The organism is Streptomyces sp. NPDC049597, from assembly GCF_040675505.1.
Lineage (GTDB): Bacteria > Actinomycetota > Actinomycetes > Streptomycetales > Streptomycetaceae > Streptomyces.
In genome coordinates this window covers 95,043-113,036 of sequence record NZ_JBFAOY010000005.1, presented here as the reverse complement: position 1 = coordinate 113,036, position 17,994 = coordinate 95,043, and the positions used below count along the sequence as shown (strand labels likewise).

The following is a 17,994-nucleotide window of genomic DNA, read 5'->3' as shown; positions in this document are numbered from 1 at the left end:
GGGCTGCCGGCGCCTACCCCTCGGCGGACGCCCTGCGGGTCAGTTCGTCCCACACCTTGCGGACCTGTGGTTCCAGCTCCTCGATCGGCCCGTCGTTCTCGATCACGAGGTCGGCGATCTCCCGTCGCTGTTCGCGGGTCGCCTGCGCCGCCATCCGCGCCCGCGCATCGGCCTCGCTCATACCCCGCAGCCGTACCAGCCGGTCGAGCTGTGTCTCGGGCGTCGCGTCCACGACGACGACCAGGTCGTACAACGAGGCCAGTCCGTTCTCGGTGAGCAGCGGTACGTCGTGGATCACCACGGCGTCCGGGCCTGCGGCGGCCTCGAGCTCACGGGAGCGTGCGCCGACCAGCGGGTGGACGATCGCGTTCAGGGTGGCGAGCCGCTCGGGGTCGTTGAAGACGATCGCCCCGAGCCTGGGCCGGTCCAGCGTGCCCTCGGGCGTCAGGATCTGCGCCCCGAAGGCGTCGACGACGGCGGCGAGCCCCTCGGTGCCCGGCTCGACCACCTCGCGTGCGATCTTGTCGGCGTCCACGAGCACCGCGCCGTACGAAGCGAGAAGCCGGGACACTTCGCTCTTCCCGGCGCCGATTCCACCGGTGAGGCCCACTTTCAGCATGCGCGCAGCCTACGCGAGCGTCGCGTGCCTGCCCCTCGGGCCCCCGGTTACGCATCCCCCTCCCGCTCGGCGAGGAACCGCTCGAATTCGCGGCCGATCTCGTCGGCGGAGGGCAGCTCGACAGGCTCGGCGACCAGGCTGCCCCTGGTCTCGGCACCGGCCATCGCGTCGTACTGGTGCTCAAGTCCCCGGACGAGTGCCACGAGCTCCTCGTCGCCCTCGCCGATCTGCCTCTCGATCTCCGTCTGGGTGCGGTGCGCCTCGGTCCGAAGCGAGTGCGCGACTCCGGGGAGCACCAGACCGGTCGCGGCGGTGATCGCCTCGAGGGCGGTCAGCGCGGCGTCCGGGTAGGCGGAGCGTGCGACGTAGTGCGGGACGTGGGCTGCGACCCCGAGCACGTCGTGGCCCGCCTCCATGAGGCGGTACTCGATGAGCGACTCGGCGCTGCCCGGCACCTGGGCCTCGTCGAAGGGGCTGCGGTGGCCCGGCATGAGGTCCGTGCGGTTGCCGTGCGGGGTGAGGCCGACGGGACGGGTGTGGGGAACGCCCATGGGGATGCCGTGGAAGTTGACGGAGAGGCGTACGCCGAGCCGTTCGACGATCTGCCCGACCGCCGCCGCGAAACGCTCCCACTCGACGTCCGGCTCGGGCCCGGACAGCAGGAGGAACGGGGCGCCCGTGGCGTCCTGGACGAGCCGCACCTCCAGGGAGGGCGTCTCGTATCCGCTCCAGCGGTCACGGCGGAAGGTCAGCAGCGGGCGGCGGGCGCGGTAGTCCACCAGCCTGTCGTGGTCGAACCGTGCCACCACCTGGTGGGGAAGCGATTCGAGCAGGCTGTCGACGATCTGCTCGCCGGTCTCACCCGCGTCGATGTAGCCGTCGAAGTGGTACAGCATGACCAGGCCGGCCGACTCCTGCGCGAGCGCCACGTCGACGACCGCGAGGCCCTTCGGCTCCCATTCGTACAAACCCTGCGGATCAAGCACGGTTACCGCTCCTCCTCGTGTCCGTGAGGAAGAACGCCTGCCGGTCTCCGGTCATTCCCGCTCCTCCTGTGAACGGTGCGCGGGGAGCGGTCAGTTCACAGCACGTCGAGGGCACCTCCCCCGCACTGGTCTCGTCCGAACCGACCGGTCCCGGAACGCGGTAAGGCCCGCCCCCCATGGGGAGCGGGCCTTACGTCAGCTGTTCAGCAGCGCGGGGTCAGAGCCTCAGCTCTGGCCGCCGGCCAGCTTCTCGCGCAGGGCGGCCAGCGCCTCGTCCGACGCCAGGGCGCCGGAGTTGTCGTCCGACTCCGAGGAGTACGAACCGCCGGTCGGCGCGGCGGCCGGAGCGGCGGCGCCACCCTCGGCAGCAGCGGCCTCGTCGGCCTCGCGGGACTTGATGACCTGAGCCTGGTGCTGCTCGAAGCGCTGCTGCGCCTCGGCGTACTGGGTCTCCCACGCCTCGCGCTGGGCCTCGTAGCCCGGCAGCCAGTCGTTGGTCTCCGGGTCGAAGCCCTCGGGGTAGATGTAGTTGCCCTGGTCGTCGTAGGACGCGGCCATGCCGTACAGGGTCGGGTCGAACTCGACCGAGGCCGGGTCGGCACCGAAGGACTCGTTGGCCTGCTTCAGCGAGAGGCTGATGCGACGACGCTCGAGGTCGATGTCGATGACCTTGACGAAGATCTCGTCGTTGACCTGGACGACCTGCTCCGGGATCTCCACGTGGCGCTCGGCCAGCTCGGAGATGTGGACCAGACCCTCGATGCCCTCGTCGACGCGGACGAACGCACCGAACGGAACGAGCTTGGTGACCTTACCCGGGACGACCTGACCGATCTGGTGGGTCCGGGCGAACTGCTGCCACGGGTCCTCCTGCGTCGCCTTCAGCGACAGGGAGACGCGCTCGCGGTCCATGTCCACGTCGAGAACCTCGACGGTGACCTCCTGGCCGACCTCGACGACCTCGGACGGGTGGTCGATGTGCTTCCAGGACAGCTCGGAGACGTGGACGAGACCGTCGACGCCGCCCAGGTCCACGAAGGCACCGAAGTTGACGATCGAGGAGACGACGCCGGAGCGGACCTGGCCCTTCTGCAGGGTGGTGAGGAAGGTCTGGCGAACCTCGGACTGGGTCTGCTCGAGCCAGGCACGGCGGGACAGGACCACGTTGTTGCGGTTCTTGTCCAGCTCGATGATCTTGGCCTCGAGCTCCTTGCCCACGTAGGGCTGGAGGTCGCGGACACGACGCATCTCGACGAGGGAGGCCGGCAGGAAGCCACGGAGGCCGATGTCGAGGATGAGACCACCCTTGACGACCTCGATGACGGTACCGGTGACGATGCCGTCCTCTTCCTTGATCTTCTCGATGGTGCCCCAGGCACGCTCGTACTGGGCGCGCTTCTTCGAGAGGATCAGGCGGCCTTCCTTGTCCTCCTTCTGGAGAACCAGGGCCTCGATCTCGTCACCGACCTTGACGACCTCGTTCGGGTCGACGTCGTGCTTGATCGAGAGCTCGCGGCTCGGGATGACACCTTCGGTCTTGTAACCGATGTCGAGCAGGACCTCGTCCCGGTCGACCTTCACGATGACGCCGTCGACGATGTCGCCGTCGTTGAAGTACTTGATCGTCTCGTCGATCGCGGCGAGGAAGGCTTCCTCGTTACCGATGTCGTTGACCGCAACCTGCGGGGTGGTGGCGGTGGTCTCGGTGCTGCTCGTCATGTGGGAAAGGGCTCCGGTACGGACATTGAAGTCGTAGGTACTGCTACGCCGAGAGCCCGTATCGCAGCTGCAGAAGACCGGACAGCCTAGGAAGCGCCGACCAGGATTCCGGAGGCGCCTCGTGAACCGAGGGGACATACATACAGATGCGAGCGCGGCCTGCTCCGTCTGAGGCGCGCAGGCCCGCAGCGCAACTTGTAGCATACGGGGGCAGCCGGACACGGTCAATGCGCGAAGCCGCACACCCGGGGCGGAACGCCGCATACCCGGCACAACTAATGTTTGCCGAGGCCACCATGGCCTCGTTCGAGCCCTCCGACGGCGCGATACGCAAACTACAACGACGGTGACGATGAGCCAAGAATTCGAACCGGAAGCCACCCGCCGTGACGCCGGGGACGCGGAGAGCAGCCGGGCAAACCGTGGCTGGTGGGACCGGAACGCCGACGAGTACCAGCAGGACCACGGCGCCTTCCTGGGCGACGACCGCTTCGTCTGGGGGCCCGAGGGACTCGACGAGGCTCAGGCGGGGCTGCTCGGGCCCGCCGGGTCGCTGGAGGGACTCGACGTCCTGGAGATCGGGGCGGGCGCGGCGCAGTGCTCTCGCTGGCTGGCCGCTCAGGGCGCGCGGCCCGTGGCCGTGGACCTCTCCCACCGCCAGCTGCAGCACGCGCTGCGCATCGGAGGGGACGTCCCGCTCGTGCAGGCGGACGCGGGGACGCTCCCCTTCCGGGGCGGCTCGTTCGACCTGGCCTGTTCCGCCTACGGCGCGGTGCCGTTCGTGGCCGACCCGGTACGGGTCTTCCGCGAGGTCAGGCGGGTGCTGCGGCCCGGCGGCCGCTGGGTCTTCTCGGTGACGCACCCGATCCGTTGGGCCTTTCCCGACGAGCCCGGGCCCGAGGGGCTCTCGGTGGCCGCCTCGTACTTCGACCGCACCCCGTACGTCGAGCAGGACGAGGAGGGCCGCGCCGTCTACGTCGAGCACCACCGCACGCTCGGCGACCGGGTGCGTGACGTGGTCGCGGGCGGCTTCCGGCTCGTGGACCTGGTCGAGCCGGAGTGGCCGGCGTGGAACAGCCAGGAATGGGGCGGCTGGTCGCCCCTGCGGGGGAACCTGATCCCGGGAACCGCGATCTTCGTCTGCGAGAGGAACGAGGCGGAGGCCCCGCGGGCTGAGGGCTGAGGGCCGAGGGAGCCGCTGAGCGGCCGGTCACGGCGGTGGTGGGCGCACGGCGGAGCGAGTGATGCGGCTGTGGCCGGCCGACAGCGGCTGCCCCGGTCCGGGGTCGCGGCTCGGGACAGCCGACAGCGGCTGCACCGGTCCGGGGTCGCGGCGGCGTGCCGGTCGGCGGCAGCCGCTGCCGACCGGGCCGCCCGCCCACCGACCCGCGCTTGTCATACGAACGCACACGTGGCGCTGCCTGTGGACGACCCGGAACGGCGCGCGGCGGTCCGTACGAGACTGATGGCGTGATCCGAACCGAAGCTCTCGACCGCCTTCCCGTCCGCCATGCCGTGCCCGAGCTGCTGACCGCGCTCGACGACCGTGGCGTGGCCGTCCTGCACGCCCCGCCGGGCACCGGCAAGACGACGCTCGTGCCGCTGGCGCTCGCCGGGTTCATAGGGGGCGGCCCGCGGCGCCGGGTGCTGGTCGCCGAGCCGCGCAGGATGGCCGTACGGGCCGCGGCGCGCCGTATGGCGTGGCTGCTGGGGCAGGAGCTCGGCGACGGCGTCGGGTTCTCGGTCCGCGGTGAGCGGAGGACCGGCCCCCCCACGCGGATCGAGGTGGTCACCACGGGCGTGCTGCTCCAGCGGTTGCAGCGCGACCCGGAACTGCCGGGCGTCGACGTGGTCCTGCTCGACGAGTGCCACGAGCGGCATCTGGACGCGGACACCGCGCTCGCCTTCCTGGTCGACGTGCGGGCGACGCTGCGCCCGGAGCTGCGTCTGATCGCGGCGTCGGCGACGAGCGACGCGGAGGCGTGGTCCGAGCTGCTGGCCCGGCTCGACGGTTCTCAGCCCGCGCCTGTCGTCCGCAGCGAGGGTCAGGGACACGGGGCGGAGGTCCACTTCGCGCCCCCGCCCGCCGGTGTGCGCCCGGCGCACGGCACGTGGGTCGATCCGCAGCTGCTTCGCCATGTGGCGGCCACCGTGCGGCAGGCGCTCGACCGTCACGAGGGGGACGTCCTCTGCTTCCTGCCGGGCACGGGCGAGATCGCGCGCACGGCCGCGATGCTCGACGGAGTGGGCGCCGAGGTCCTTCAGCTGCACGGACGGGCGCCGGCGGCTGTGCAGGAAGCGGTGCTGCGCGGGGGCGACCGGCGGCGCGTGGTGCTGGCGACTTCGGTCGCCGAGTCCAGCCTGACCGTGCCAGGGGTGCGGATCGTCGTCGACTCGGGCCTGGCCCGGGAGCCGCGGGTCGATCACGCACGGGGACTGGGCTCGTTGGCGACGGTGCCTGTGTCCGCGGCGGGGGCGACGCAGCGGCTCGGCCGGGCGGGCCGGGAGGCGTTCGGCACGGTGTACCGCTGCTGGTCGGAAGCGGACGACGTCCGGCGACCGCGCCACCCCTCCCCCGAGATCAAGATCGCCGACCTCGCGTCCTTCGCGCTCCGGGCGGCCTGTTGGGGCGACCCTGACGCGGGCGGTCTCGCCCTGCTGGACGCGCCTCCCGCAGGCGCGATGGCCGCGGCGCGGTCGGTCCTGCAGGCCATCGGCGCCGTGGACCACAGCGGCCGGGCGACGGAGCGCGGGATACGCATGGCACGGCTCGGCCTCCATCCCCGGCTGGCGCGCGCCCTGCTCGACGGTGCGCCGGAGGTCGGAGCGCGGCGCGCGGCGGAGATCGTGGCGGTGCTGAGCGAGGAGCCGCCGCGCGAGTACGGCGACGATCTCGCGGCGGTGTGGCGTACGGCGCGGCGCGGCGGCGACGCCTACGGCGCACGCTGGCGGGCAGAGGCGGACCGGCTGCTGTCGTCGTTGCCGGCGGCGGACCGCCAGGAGCCGGGGAAAGCGGCCGAAGGGGCCGTCGGCCGGGCGGGCGAGAGGTGGGCGGCGGTGCGGGCCTCCGACGGCCTCGGCACGGCCGGAGGCGGTCCTGCCGACGGAGGCCGCGCCGGAGCCGCGGCCATGGGGCAGGACGCCGCCGCGGGGCTCGTCGCGGCGCTCGCCTTCCCGGAGCGGGTGGCGAAGGCGCGGAGTGAGCGGTCGTTCCTCATGGTCTCCGGCACCGCGGCCGAGGTCGGCGAGGCCTCGGGCCTGCAGCAGGCGCCGTGGCTGGCCGTCGCGGTCGCCGACCGGCCCGCGCACGCGGCCTCCGCGCGGGTGCGGCTGGCGGCGGTCGTCGACGAGGAGGCGGCGCGTGCGGCAGCTTCCCATCTGCTGTCGCAGCAGGAGGAGGTGCACTGGGAGGACGGGGACGTCGTCGCCCGGCGAGTGGAGCGTCTGGGGGCGGTGGAGCTGTCCGTACGGCCGCTGGCGGACGCCGATCCGGGCCTCGTGCGCCAGGCGCTGCTGGACGGACTGAGCGGTGAAGGGCCGGCCCTGCTGCACTGGACCCGCGAGGCGCACGGGCTGCGGGACCGGCTCGCCTTCCTGCACCGCGTGCTGGGCGCGCCGTGGCCCGACGTCTCGGATGCCGCACTGGTGGAACGGGCCGGGGACTGGCTGGAGCCCGAGTTGTCCCGCGCCGCGCGGCGGGCGGACCTCGGCCGCATCCGGGCCGGTGAGGCCCTGCAGCGGCTGCTGCCGTGGGCGACGGGGGACGCGGCGCGGCTGGAGGAGCTGGCACCGGAGCGGATCGAAGTGCCGAGCGGGTCACGGATACGGGTCGAGTACGGCGGGGATCAGCCGGTGCTGGCAGTGAAGCTCCAGGAATTGTTCGGTCTGCGGGAGACGCCGAAGGTCGCGGGTGTGCCCGTGGTGGTGCACCTGCTGTCCCCCGCGGGGCGGCCTGCCGCGGTCACGGCGGACCTGGCCTCGTTCTGGCGGGACGGGTACCGCTCCGTGCGGGCGGAGCTGCGGGGGCGCTATCCCCGGCATCCGTGGCCCGAGGACCCGGCGACGGCCGAGCCCACCCGGCACACGAAGGCCCGGGCGGCGCGCTCGTCGCCCGGGACGGGAATGTGACGCAGGACCGGGCCGGGCGCGGGCCGCCGCTCAGGCCGAGCGGGCGGCCGTGGGCAGGTCGGACGGCCGGAGCGGGTCAGGTGGTGCGGGTGGGTGTCGCGTCCGCTGTCGTGGTCGCCGGCGCGGGGCCGTGCGGCCGGCGGCCCCGGGCCTCGAGGATCAGGGCCAGTGTCAGCAGGCCGGCCCCCAGGGTGAGAAGACCCCACGGAAGCCAGGAGGTCATCAGGAGCACGAGCCGTCGCTGGGAGCTCACGAGCTCGACTGTGTGGTCGATGTAGTCCTCGCGCATCTTCACGTGGCCGGCGAAGGCGGTGACCTTCTCCCGGCCGCCGAGGAGGGTGCCGCCTCGCAGTTCCTCCCTGTGGACCTCCTCGCCGTTGACGGGTGCGCCCGTGACCGGGTCCACCCAGAACATGCGCTTGGTGGTGTACCAGCGGGTGGTGCCGGTCTGCTTCTCCAGGGTGGTGGCTTCCACGCCGGGGATGGGCATCTTCTTGGGGTAGGGCACCTTGGTCCACGGGACGGTCTGCTCGAAGTAGTAGACCTCGAGGCCGCGGAAGGTACGGGTCCCCTCGTAGTGGATGGGGGCGGAGGTCCGGGCCTGGGCGTCGAAGTACGTGTAGTCCCGTTTCTCGGTGAGGAAGGGCCATTTGAACTCGATGCCCTCGCGTCGCACCGCGTCGCCGTCGACGGACTCGCCCGTGGCATGGACGGGTTCCTGGCTGTGGGCGTCGAAGATGTAGCGCTCGGGTATCTGGGAGACCATCTTGCCGTCGGGTCCCTGCACGTAGGAGAGCGAGTCCCAGACCACCACGTCGCGGCCGGCGCTGTGTTCGATCCTCTCGGACTCCTCCACGTTGCCCTTGAGGGTCTGGACGATGGTGACCTTCTCGACCTCCTTGGCCGTGAGGGTGCCGTAGTCGAGGAGGGTCGCCGGCTTCGCCTCGAGCACCATCTCCTGGTACTGCCCGGCGGGGATCTTGACGAGCCGGGGAAAGGCGTACCAGCGCAGCAGGGGGGCGAGGGCGGCGAAGAAGACGGCGAGGGCGAGGAGTGCGAGTCCGGCTCTGCGGCGCATGACCGTCTCCCTACTTCTTGGGGCCGGGGACGGTGGTCAGCAGCGGCTTGGGCGAGGTCTCACCGGCGGGTGCGCCGAGCGCCGTCACGGCGAGGACCAGGGCGAACGCGGCGGCCAGTCCGATGGCGGCGGCGGCGAGGGCGCGCATGCTCGGCCTCCCGGGGCGATCCGGTCTGATGCGTCGTCAGGGAGGGGGCACCGTAGCAACGCGGCCGTGAGATGAGAACAGCCGGTGACAGGAGAACGGGAGGAACACATGCGAGCGCCCCTCTGCCCGAGCGGGCGGAGGGGCGGGGCGGCGACGACCGTCGGGGTCAGCCGGTGGGCGTCGGGGACGGGGAGGGAGACGACGCGGCCGGCGCGACGACCTGCAGTTCGATGTCGAGGGAGCCGCCGCCGGGACTGGTGAGACGCAGGCGGTAGGTGCCCTGATTGACGTCCGCGTAGATCTTCGGGAGCGTCAGCAGCCCGTCGGCGTCGGCCTTCAGGCCGGTGAGAGTGCGAAGGGGGTTGCCCTGGGCGTCCTTGAAGTAGGGGCCCTTGTCGTTCTCGGCCGGGTCGTCGGCGGACCTGATCATGGTGGCGGTCATCTCGACGCCGGCGGCCGCCACGCCCCGGCAGGTGGCCTTGACCTGGATGGCGTGCGCGAACTCGGCGCCAGTCTCGGCCGTCTGGGCCTCGCTGCCGGTCCTCACGATCGTGTCCGCGACCCGCTCGGTCACGGTGGCGATGAAGTCGCGGGGAGCCAGGTCACGTCCCTCGACCGTGGCACGGACGGTGAACGTGCCGGTCTTCTCGCCCGCGCGCAACGCGGGAGCGGTGACCGTGCCGTCCGCGGCGGTGAGCAGGACGACGCTGGTCCCGCCGTCCGGGAACCGGGTGTCGGTGTCACCGATGACGGAGAACCGCACGGCCTCCCGTGCCACGGCCTCGCCCCGGGAGTTCTCCACCCGGACCTTGGCGCGCGCGGTGAAGTCCTGACCGGCTGTCGCCGTCATCCGCCCGGTGCCGGCGTCCTCGATGCGGGAGACGGGCGCGGGGGTGGGGGACGGCGTCGGCGTCGGCGTGGGCGTGCCGCCCGAGCCCCCGCCGGGCGTGCCGGGTCCGGGGGACGGCGTCGTCCCGGGCTTCGAGGGGTTCGGTGTGGGAGCCGGCTTGGGCTGCGGCCTCGGCGTCGGGCTGGGCAGCGGGCCGGCGCTGTCTGGTCCGTCGCCCACGGGCAGCACTCCGGTGCCGTCCGGGACCTCGTGGGTGCCGCGCTTGTAGTACTCGAACCACGACATCACCGTGCGCAGGTACTCCCGCGAGTGGTTGTAGCCGAGGATCGCCTTGTCCAGGTCGTCCTGCACCGTCAGGTCCCGGCCGCCGTGGCACAGGTAGCGGCCGGCGGCGAGCGCGGCGTCGTAGATGTTGTTGGGGTCCTTGCGGCCGTCGCCGTTCGCGTCCTGGCCCCAGGTGGCCCAGGTGGAGGGAATGAACTGCATGGGGCCGACGGCACGGTCGTGCACGGTGTCGCCGTCGAAGGCTCCGTCGTCGGTGTCGGAGATGTTCGCGAAACCGACGCCGTTCAGCACCGGACCCAGAATCGGGGTGAGCGTCGTACCGTTCGCGTCCACCCGCCCGCCGCGCGCCTGACCGGACTCCACCTTGCCGATGGCCGCCAGCAGCTGCCACGGAAGACGGCAGGCGGGATCCGTCTCGGCGAGGGTCTTCTCCGCCCGCTTGTAGGCGGCGAGGACGGTCGCGGGAATGCCGGCCTCACCCGGGCCGGTCACCACCGGGTCGCCCGAAGTTCCCGGAGCGTCAGGGGAGTTCAGGGGAGGCAGGTCCGTGTAGTACGGGGAGTTGCCGGTCACCGGCGTCCCGGGCGGAGGGGTGGCGTCGGACGCCTCCTGGCTTCCGCCCGACGTGGCGGGCGCGACGCCCGGCGCCTGGGAGGCGGAGAGGGCGGCCACCGCGGCCGCGGCGACGGCTGTTGTCGTGGCCCCCCTGCGCAGTCGGCGGCCGAATTGCGCTGCCATACGTCTGGTCCCTCCCCGTCGGCGGCTGCTCGCGCTCCCCCGCGCGAAGTCTCCCGTGACCCTAGTGCAACTCCGGGCGCCGTAAAACCGTCACCTGACCGGTATTCACCAGTTCGACACGTAGGGGTGTTCCGCGCCCCGGATCCGGTGTGCGCCAAGGCGACGCAAGGAACATAATGGGCGGCATTGATCAACAGCGGTCATCACAGGGGACTGACACCATGCCGTTCACCTTGAGCCACGCCGCGGCGGTGCTGCCGGGCATTCGGACGGACGGGACGGCGCGCGGACCGCTGTTCGCATCGGCGCTCGTCCTGGGGTGCCTCGCGCCCGACATGACGTACTTCGCGGCGAGTTTCGTACCGGGCGCGATGATGTACGGGGGCATGACGCACCGGCCCATGGGGGTGCTCACGTTCGACGTCGCCGTCACCGCGGTGCTGCTCGCGGCCTGGCTGCTGGTGCGCGATCCGCTGATCGCGCTCCTGCCGGACAGCCGGCGGACCAGAGTGCACACGGTGCTGCGGGGCCGCGCCTGGGGCGACCGGCCTCCGCTCATCTCCGCGTTCTGGTTCTACGTCTCGGCAGTCATCGGCGCCACGACGCATGCGGTGTGGGACGCCTTCACCCACTACGACCGGTGGGGCGTGCGGTTGGTGCCCGAGCTGAGCGAGGTGGTCGCCGGGTACCCGCTCTACACGTACGCGCAGTACGGGAGTTCGGCCCTGGGGTTTGTCGCGCTGACGTGGTTCCTGGTGTCGGCCCTGCGCCGCGCGGAGCCGGCGCTGCCGCCCGGCCGGGAACTGCCGCGTCTCGGCCGCCACGAGCGCCGCATCGCCGGGGCGGTGCTGGGAATGTGCGTGTTCGCGGGAATCGTGCACCGCTGTATGCGCTGGTACGCGCACTGGGGCCGCGACGGGACACCCTTCGACCTGATCCCCACGGTGTGCTTCGGCGCGGGAGCGGGGCTTGCGGCGGGCCTGCTGCTCTACGGGGCGGCGATCCGCGTCCGCACCCGCGGGTGAGCCACCGCCCCGGGACCCGAAGGCCCCGGGGCGGCACCGGAGAGCTCAGTGGGCGGCGGACTCCCAGTCCGGGCCGACGCCCACCGAGACGTCCAGCGGCGCCCGCAGGGACACCGCCGAGGCCATCTCCCGGCGGACCAGCTCCTCGACCTGCTCCCGCTCGCCCGGCGAGACCTCCAGCACGATTTCGTCGTGGACCTGGAGCAGCAGGCGGGAACTCAGCTTCGCCTCCGTCAGCGCGCGGTCCACGTTGAGCATGGCCACCTTGACGATGTCCGCCGCCGTGCCCTGGATCGGCGCGTTCAGCGCCATCCGCTCGGCCGCCTCCCGGCGCTGCCTGTTGTCGCTGTTCAGGTCGGGCAGATAGCGGCGGCGGCCCAGCATCGTGGCCGTGTACCCCGTCGCCCGGGCCTCGTCCACGACGCGGCGCAGGTAGTCGCGGACCCCGCCGAACCGCTCGAAGTAGGTGTCCATCAGGACACGCGCCTCGGCCGGCTCGATGTTCAGCTGCTGGGAGAGGCCGAACGCCGAGAGACCGTAGGCGAGCCCGTACGACATGGCCTTGATCTTGCGGCGCATCTCCGCGTCGACGGCGGACCGCTCCACCGCGAAGACCTGGGAGGCGACCGTGGTGTGCAGGTCCTCGCCGGAGGTGAACGCCTCGATGAGGCCCTCGTCCTCCGACAGGTGTGCCATCACCCGCAGCTCGATCTGGCTGTAGTCGGCGGTCATCAGGGACTCGAAGCCCTCGCCGACCACGAAACCGCGGCGGATCGCGCGGCCCTCGTCCGTCCGCACCGGCACGTTCTGCAGGTTCGGATCGGTGGACGACAGGCGGCCCGTCGCGGCGACGGTCTGGCTGAAGGTGGTGTGGATGCGACCGTCGGAGGCGATGGTCTTGATCAGACCCTCGACCGTGGACCGCAGCCGGGCCTGCTCGCGGTGGCGCAGCATGATGACCGGCAGTTCGTGGTCGGTCTGCGCGGCGAGCCAGGCCAGCGCGTCCGCGTCGGTGGTGTAACCGGTCTTGGTCTTCTTGGTCTTGGGCAGATTCAGTTCGCCGAAGAAGACCTCCTGGAGCTGCTTGGGCGAGCCGAGGTTGAACTCGTGGCCCACCGCGGCGTGCGCCTCCTTCACCGCCTGCTGCACGGCGCCGGCGAACTGCTGCTCCAGCGCCTCCAGGTGGGCGCGGTCGGCGGCGATGCCGTGCCGCTCCATCCGCGCGAGCAGCAGGGAGGTGGGCAGCTCCACGTCGTGGAGCAGGCCGGCCGCTCCGACCTCCGTCAGCTTCGCGCCGAACGCCTCACCCAGATCGAGAACCGCCCTGGCCTGCGCCATCAGTGCGTCGGCCTCGGCCTGCTCGTCGGCGCCGAAGGCCAGCTGCCCGTCGGCAGCGGCGGGCGCGAGCTCACGGTGCAGGTACTCGACCGACAGGGCGTCCAGTGCGAAGGACCGGCGCCCGGGCTTGACGAGATACGCGGCGAGCGCGGTGTCCATCGTGACGCCGGCGAGCTCCCAGCCGTGCTCCGGGAAGACCCGCAGGGCCTCCTTCGCGTTGTGCATGACCTTGGGGCGGGAGGTGTCGGCGAGCCACGCGGTGAGCGCCTTCTCGTCGGACTCGTCCAGCTGCGTGGTGTCGAACCAGGCCGCCTTGCCCCCGGCGGCGGCCAGGGCGACCTCGCTGACGCTGCCGACGCCCAGCGCCCAGCTGTGGACGGTGGCCACGCCGAGCGGCTGATGACCGTGCTGGTCCAGCCAGTACGCCAGCTCGCCCGTGCCCAGCACGCTGCCGTCGAGCTCCACCCCGGCGGCGGGGGCGGGGGCCTCCTCCGCCTCGGCACCCGGGTCCACGGCGAGCAGCCGCTCGCGCAGGCTCGGGTTGCGGATCTCCAGGACCTCCAGGAAACCCTTGAGCGCGGTGCGGTCGTAGGGAGCGCGCTCCAGGTCGGCGACGGACTTCGGCAGCTCCACGTCGCGCACCAGCTCGGTGAGGTGGCGGTTGAGCTTGACCGACTCCAGGTGGTCGCGCAGCGCCTGGCCGACCTTGCCCTTGACCTCGTCGGCGCGCTCGACCAGCTCGGCGAACGAGCCGAACTGGTTGATCCACTTCGTGGCCGTCTTCTCGCCGACGCCGGGGATGCCGGGCAGGTTGTCCGACGGGTCGCCGCGCAGGGCGGCGAAGTCGGGGTACTGCTGGGGGGTGAGGCCGTACTTCTCCTCGACCTTGGCGGGCGTGAACCGGGTCAGCTCGGAGACGCCCTTGGTCGGGTACAGCACGGTGGTGTGCTCGCTGACCAGCTGGAACGAGTCCCGGTCACCGGTGACGATCAGCACCTCGAAGCCCGCGGCCTCGGCCTGGGTGGCCAGGGTGGCGATGACGTCGTCCGCCTCGAAGCCCTCGACGGCGAAGCGCACCGCGTTCATCGTGTCGAGCAGCTCGCCGATCAGCTCGACCTGCCCCTTGAACTCGTCCGGGGTCGTCGAGCGGTTCGCCTTGTACTCGGGGAAGTCCGCCGAGCGCCAGGTCTTGCGGGACACGTCGAAGGCCACGGCGAAGTGCGTGGGTGCCTCGTCGCGCAGCGTGTTCGCCAGCATCGAGGCGAAGCCGTAGATCGCGTTCGTCGTCTGGCCGCTCGCGGTCGTGAAATTCTCCGCGGGCAGCGCGAAGAACGCCCGGTACGCCAGGGAGTGCCCGTCCATGAGGAGCAGGCGCGGTCGGTTGTCTGCCGTCTTCTTCGATGCTGTCTCAGCCACGGACCCGATCCTGCCACGGACCACTGACATTCCCGACCCGCGGCCGTGGGCACCGGGTCCGCCGGGGTATGGGCCGATGTCGGTGGTACGTGAAAGGATCGCAGCCGTACAGCAGCAGGAGACGACGCTCGAAGGAGAGCGCGATGGCCAGCAAGCCGCCCGCAGGTGACCCGGTCCAGGACGCGCCCGAGGTCGCGGCGCCCCAGCACGCGGCGGCGGGCCTGCCCGCCATCGGGCACACCCTGCGCATCGCCCGGCAGCAGATGGGTGTGCGGCGCACGGCGCAGACGCTGCTGCAGGTCAATCAGAAGGACGGTTTCGACTGCCCCGGCTGCGCGTGGCCCGAGGGCGACAAGCGCCACGTCGCCGAGTTCTGCGAGAACGGGGCGAAGGCCGTCGCCGAGGAGGCGACGCTGCGCCGGGTGACGCCGGACTTCTTCGCCGCGCACACGCTCGCCGATCTCGCGAGCCGCAGTGGTTACTGGCTGGGCCAGCAGGGCCGTATCACCCAGCCCATGTATCTGCCCGAGGGCGCCGACCGGTACGAGGCAGTGACCTGGGAGCGGGCCTTCGCGATCATCGCCGAGGAGCTGGGCGCGCTGTCGTCCCCGGACGAGGCGCTCTTCTACACCTCGGGGCGCACGAGCAACGAGGCGGCGTTCCTGCTGCAGCTGTTCGCCCGCGAATTCGGCACGAACAACCTGCCCGACTGTTCGAACATGTGCCACGAGTCGTCCGGCTCCGCGCTGACCGAGACGATAGGCATCGGCAAGGGCAGCGTCTCGCTGGAGGACCTGCACCAGGCCGATCTGATCGTCGTGGCCGGTCAGAACCCCGGTACGAACCATCCCCGGATGCTCTCCGCCCTGGAGAAGGCCAAGGGCTCGGGCGCGAGGATCATCTCGGTGAACCCGCTGCCCGAGGCGGGCCTGGAGCGGTTCAAGAACCCGCAGACCCCGCGCGGCATGGTCAAGGGCGTCCCCCTGACCGACCTGTTCCTGCAGATCCGCATCGGCGGTGACCAGGCGCTCTTCCGGCTGCTCAACAAGCTGGTCCTGGAGACGGAGGGCGCGGTCGACGAGGAGTTCGTCCGCGAACACACCCAGGGGTACGAGGAGTTCACCGCCGCCGCGCGGGCGGCGGACTGGGCGGAGACCCTCGCCGCGACCGGCCTGGGGCGCGAGGAGATCGAGCGTGCGCTCGCGATGGTGCTGGAGTCGAAGCGCGTCATCGTGTGCTGGGCGATGGGTCTGACCCAGCACAAGCACTCCGTGGCGACCATCCGCGAGGTGGTCAACTTCCTTCTGCTGCGGGGCAACATCGGCCGTCCGGGCGCGGGCGTGTGCCCGGTACGCGGTCATTCGAACGTGCAGGGCGACCGCACGATGGGCATCTTCGAGCGCCCCTCGGAGCAGTTCCTGGACGCGCTGGAGAGGGAGTTCGGTTTCGCGCCGCCGCGCCACCACGGGCTGGACGTCGTCCGCTCGATCGAGGCGCTGCGGGACGGCCGGGCCAAGGTGTTCTTCGCCATGGGCGGCAACTTCGTGGGGGCGACCCCGGACACCGACGTCACCGAGGCGGCGATGCGCCGGGCGCGGCTGACCGTGCACGTGTCGACGAAGCTGAACCGCTCGCACGCCGTCACCGGGCGGCGGGCGCTGATCCTGCCGACACTGGGCCGCACCGACAGGGACGTCCAGGCAGGCGGCCGTCAGGTGGTCACGGTCGAGGACTCGATGGGCATGGTCCACGCCTCGCGCGGGAATCTGCCGCCGGCGAGCCCGCATCTGCTCTCCGAGCCGGCGATCGTCGCCCGGATGGCGCGCGCGGTGCTGGGGCCGGCGTCGACGACGCCCTGGGAGGAGTTCGAGAAGGACTACGGGACGATCCGCGACCGGATCGCCCGGGTCGTTCCCGGCTTCGAGGACTTCAACGAGAAGATCGCCCGGCCGGGCGGTTTCACCCTCCCGCACGGCCCGCGCGACGAGCGCCGCTTCCCGACGGCGACGGGCAAGGCGAACTTCACCGCGGCTCCCGTGGAGTACCCCGAGGTGCCCGAGGGCCGGCTGCTGCTGCAGACCCTGCGCTCGCACGACCAGTACAACACCACCATCTACGGCCTCGACGACCGCTACCGCGGCATCAAGGGCGGACGCCGCGTGGTGCTCGTCCACCCCGAGGACGCGCGGGAGCGGGGACTGGCGGACGGTTCGTACGCCGATCTGGTCGGCGAGTGGAAGGACGGCGTGGAGCGCCGGGCCCGCGGATTCCGGGTGGTCCACTACCCGACGGCGCGCGGTTGCGCCGCCGCGTACTACCCGGAGACGAACGTGCTGGTGCCGCTGGACTCCACGGCGGACACCAGCAACACCCCCGCCAGCAAGTCCGTGATCGTGCGTCTGGAACAATCTCCGTCCGCCTAAGCGTTTGCTCAGGCAGTCAGGAAAGCCGTACGACGATCGGAGCCGGCCCATGGGCGAGCAGACCACCGTGAAGTTCCCGCAAGAGGTCATCGACGAGTACGCGGAGCTCGGCATCGACCTGCCCGCGCTCTTCTCCGCCGGGAGCCTGGGCAACCGCATGGGCGTGCAGATCGTCGAGGCGTCGGCCGAGCGGGTCGTCGGCACGATGCCCGTGGAGGGAAACACCCAGCCGTACGGCCTCCTGCACGGCGGCGCCTCCGCCGTGCTGGCGGAGACCCTGGGGTCGGTGGGCTCGATGCTGCACGGCGGCTCCTCCAAGATCGCCGTGGGCGTCGACCTCAACTGCACGCACCACCGCGGGGTGCGCTCCGGCCAGGTCACGGGTGTGGCGACGCCGGTGCACCGCGGGCGTTCGACGGCCACGTACGAGATCGTGATCACGGACGAGCAGGACAAGCGGGTGTGCACGGCGCGGCTGACCTGCCTCCTGCGCGACACCCAGGGCTGAACCGCCCGGCGACGTCCAGGGCTGAACCGCCCGGCGACACCCAGGGCTGAACCGCCTGGCGACGTCCAGGGCCGGTCGCACCGGCACGAGAGGCGGCCGCCGGCCCGGGCCGCCGCCCTCCCCGTCCCGCCGCCCGGCGGGCACCGCACAGCGCCGGTGCCCGCCTGCGCCGCTTTACGGCCCAAGGTCATGCTTTGCGGACGCATCGGCTTTCCGGACCGTTGTGTCACCGATGGTGACGGCTTAGCGTTTGCCCATGGGCATGAAGCCGCGCAGGCCGACCACGTACACCGCCTGCGCCCTCCTGTTCTCACTGGCAGCGGCCGCCTGTTCGACCGCCCCCTCCTCCGGCCCCCCGCGGAGCTCAACTCCCGCACCACGGACCAGCTCTCCCGCCCAGATATGCGCAAGTCTCGTCTCGTACTGGGCAAAAGAGACGCTCAAGGGCGGCAAATGGGCCGGAATCGACTGGGAGCAGAAGGGGCTCTCCAATGATCAGTACGCCCTCCACGAAAAAATCGTCGCCGCGGCCCGCACCGAGGAAAGGCACCAAGGGCGACGGAAGGCGCTGGAGCTGATCGACCGCCAGGCGGAGCGGTACTGCGCCGAGCAGAACGGAGCGACGGGCAGTTCCGAGAACTGGCGAGCGCCGAGGTGAGCCCCGCGCCGCATTACATGATGAAGCGTCCGGAATTCGGACGGTGGCTGATTACTGAGCGCTGCGATGTCCGGC

General features: G+C 71.6%; 13 protein-coding genes. 6 read left to right on the top strand and 7 right to left on the bottom strand.

Annotation, left to right across the window (positions count from 1 at the left end; genetic code table 11):
* Nucleotides 1–13 precede the first annotated feature (13 nt).
* The 3 genes from coaE to rpsA form a co-directional block, all read right to left on the bottom strand.
* A complete protein-coding gene (gene coaE, locus AB0K02_RS08630) occupies nucleotides 14–619 on the bottom strand; it encodes a dephospho-CoA kinase (RefSeq protein WP_365991604.1) in 606 nt (201 codons plus the stop codon).
* Nucleotides 620–666: 47 nt separating this feature from the next.
* Nucleotides 667–1,605, bottom strand: a complete 939-nt coding sequence (locus AB0K02_RS08625) for a PAC2 family protein (RefSeq protein WP_365991603.1) — start codon at nucleotides 1,603–1,605, stop codon at nucleotides 667–669.
* A 225-nt stretch (nucleotides 1,606–1,830) separates the two neighbouring features.
* Nucleotides 1,831–3,324 (bottom strand): 30S ribosomal protein S1, encoded by a 1,494-nt coding sequence (rpsA, locus tag AB0K02_RS08620; protein ID WP_031072721.1) that lies wholly within the window; start codon nucleotides 3,322–3,324, stop codon nucleotides 1,831–1,833.
* 352 nt (nucleotides 3,325–3,676) lie between these two features.
* Between rpsA and AB0K02_RS08615 the strand changes: the two genes are divergently transcribed.
* Complete coding sequence (locus tag AB0K02_RS08615; protein ID WP_365991602.1) at nucleotides 3,677–4,507, top strand: methyltransferase domain-containing protein; 831 nt, start codon at nucleotides 3,677–3,679, stop codon at nucleotides 4,505–4,507.
* A gap of 287 nt (nucleotides 4,508–4,794) precedes the next feature.
* Nucleotides 4,795–7,452, top strand: coding sequence for an ATP-dependent helicase HrpB (gene hrpB, locus AB0K02_RS08610; protein WP_365991601.1), 2,658 nt, complete (start codon nucleotides 4,795–4,797; stop codon nucleotides 7,450–7,452).
* A gap of 76 nt (nucleotides 7,453–7,528) precedes the next feature.
* Here hrpB and AB0K02_RS08605 read toward each other — a convergent pair whose 3' ends face one another.
* The 3 genes from AB0K02_RS08605 to AB0K02_RS08595 all read right to left on the bottom strand — a co-directional run bounded on the left by AB0K02_RS08605 (nucleotide 7,529) and on the right by AB0K02_RS08595 (nucleotide 10,551).
* The gene (locus tag AB0K02_RS08605) at nucleotides 7,529–8,530 is read right to left on the bottom strand and encodes a DUF3068 domain-containing protein (RefSeq protein ID WP_365991600.1); all 1,002 of its coding nucleotides are present in this window, start codon (nucleotides 8,528–8,530) and stop codon (nucleotides 7,529–7,531) included.
* 10 nt (nucleotides 8,531–8,540) lie between these two features.
* A complete protein-coding gene (locus AB0K02_RS08600; RefSeq protein WP_365991599.1) occupies nucleotides 8,541–8,678 on the bottom strand; it encodes an SPW_0924 family protein in 138 nt (45 codons plus the stop codon).
* Between the two features lie 166 nt (nucleotides 8,679–8,844).
* A complete protein-coding gene (locus tag AB0K02_RS08595; protein ID WP_365991598.1) occupies nucleotides 8,845–10,551 on the bottom strand; it encodes a lytic transglycosylase domain-containing protein in 1,707 nt (568 codons plus the stop codon).
* A gap of 221 nt (nucleotides 10,552–10,772) precedes the next feature.
* Between AB0K02_RS08595 and AB0K02_RS08590 the strand changes: the two genes are divergently transcribed.
* Complete coding sequence (locus AB0K02_RS08590) at nucleotides 10,773–11,576, top strand: DUF4184 family protein (protein WP_365991597.1); 804 nt, start codon at nucleotides 10,773–10,775, stop codon at nucleotides 11,574–11,576.
* Between the two features lie 45 nt (nucleotides 11,577–11,621).
* Here AB0K02_RS08590 and polA read toward each other — a convergent pair whose 3' ends face one another.
* Nucleotides 11,622–14,330 carry a DNA polymerase I gene (gene polA / locus AB0K02_RS08585; RefSeq protein ID WP_365991596.1) on the bottom strand — a complete coding sequence of 903 codons (2,709 nt, stop codon included), beginning with the start codon at nucleotides 14,328–14,330 and terminating at the stop codon, nucleotides 11,622–11,624.
* 143 nt (nucleotides 14,331–14,473) lie between these two features.
* On the opposite strand from polA, the gene AB0K02_RS08580 reads away from it, so the two are divergent.
* The 3 genes from AB0K02_RS08580 to AB0K02_RS08570 all read left to right on the top strand — a co-directional run bounded on the left by AB0K02_RS08580 (nucleotide 14,474) and on the right by AB0K02_RS08570 (nucleotide 17,919).
* The gene (locus tag AB0K02_RS08580) at nucleotides 14,474–16,753 is read left to right on the top strand and encodes an FdhF/YdeP family oxidoreductase (protein ID WP_365991595.1); all 2,280 of its coding nucleotides are present in this window, start codon (nucleotides 14,474–14,476) and stop codon (nucleotides 16,751–16,753) included.
* Nucleotides 16,754–16,802: 49 nt separating this feature from the next.
* Nucleotides 16,803–17,261 (top strand): hotdog fold thioesterase, encoded by a 459-nt coding sequence (locus AB0K02_RS08575; protein ID WP_365991594.1) that lies wholly within the window; start codon nucleotides 16,803–16,805, stop codon nucleotides 17,259–17,261.
* Nucleotides 17,262–17,517: 256 nt separating this feature from the next.
* Nucleotides 17,518–17,919, top strand: a complete 402-nt coding sequence (locus tag AB0K02_RS08570; RefSeq protein WP_365991593.1) for a hypothetical protein — start codon at nucleotides 17,518–17,520, stop codon at nucleotides 17,917–17,919.
* Nucleotides 17,920–17,994 lie beyond the last annotated feature (75 nt).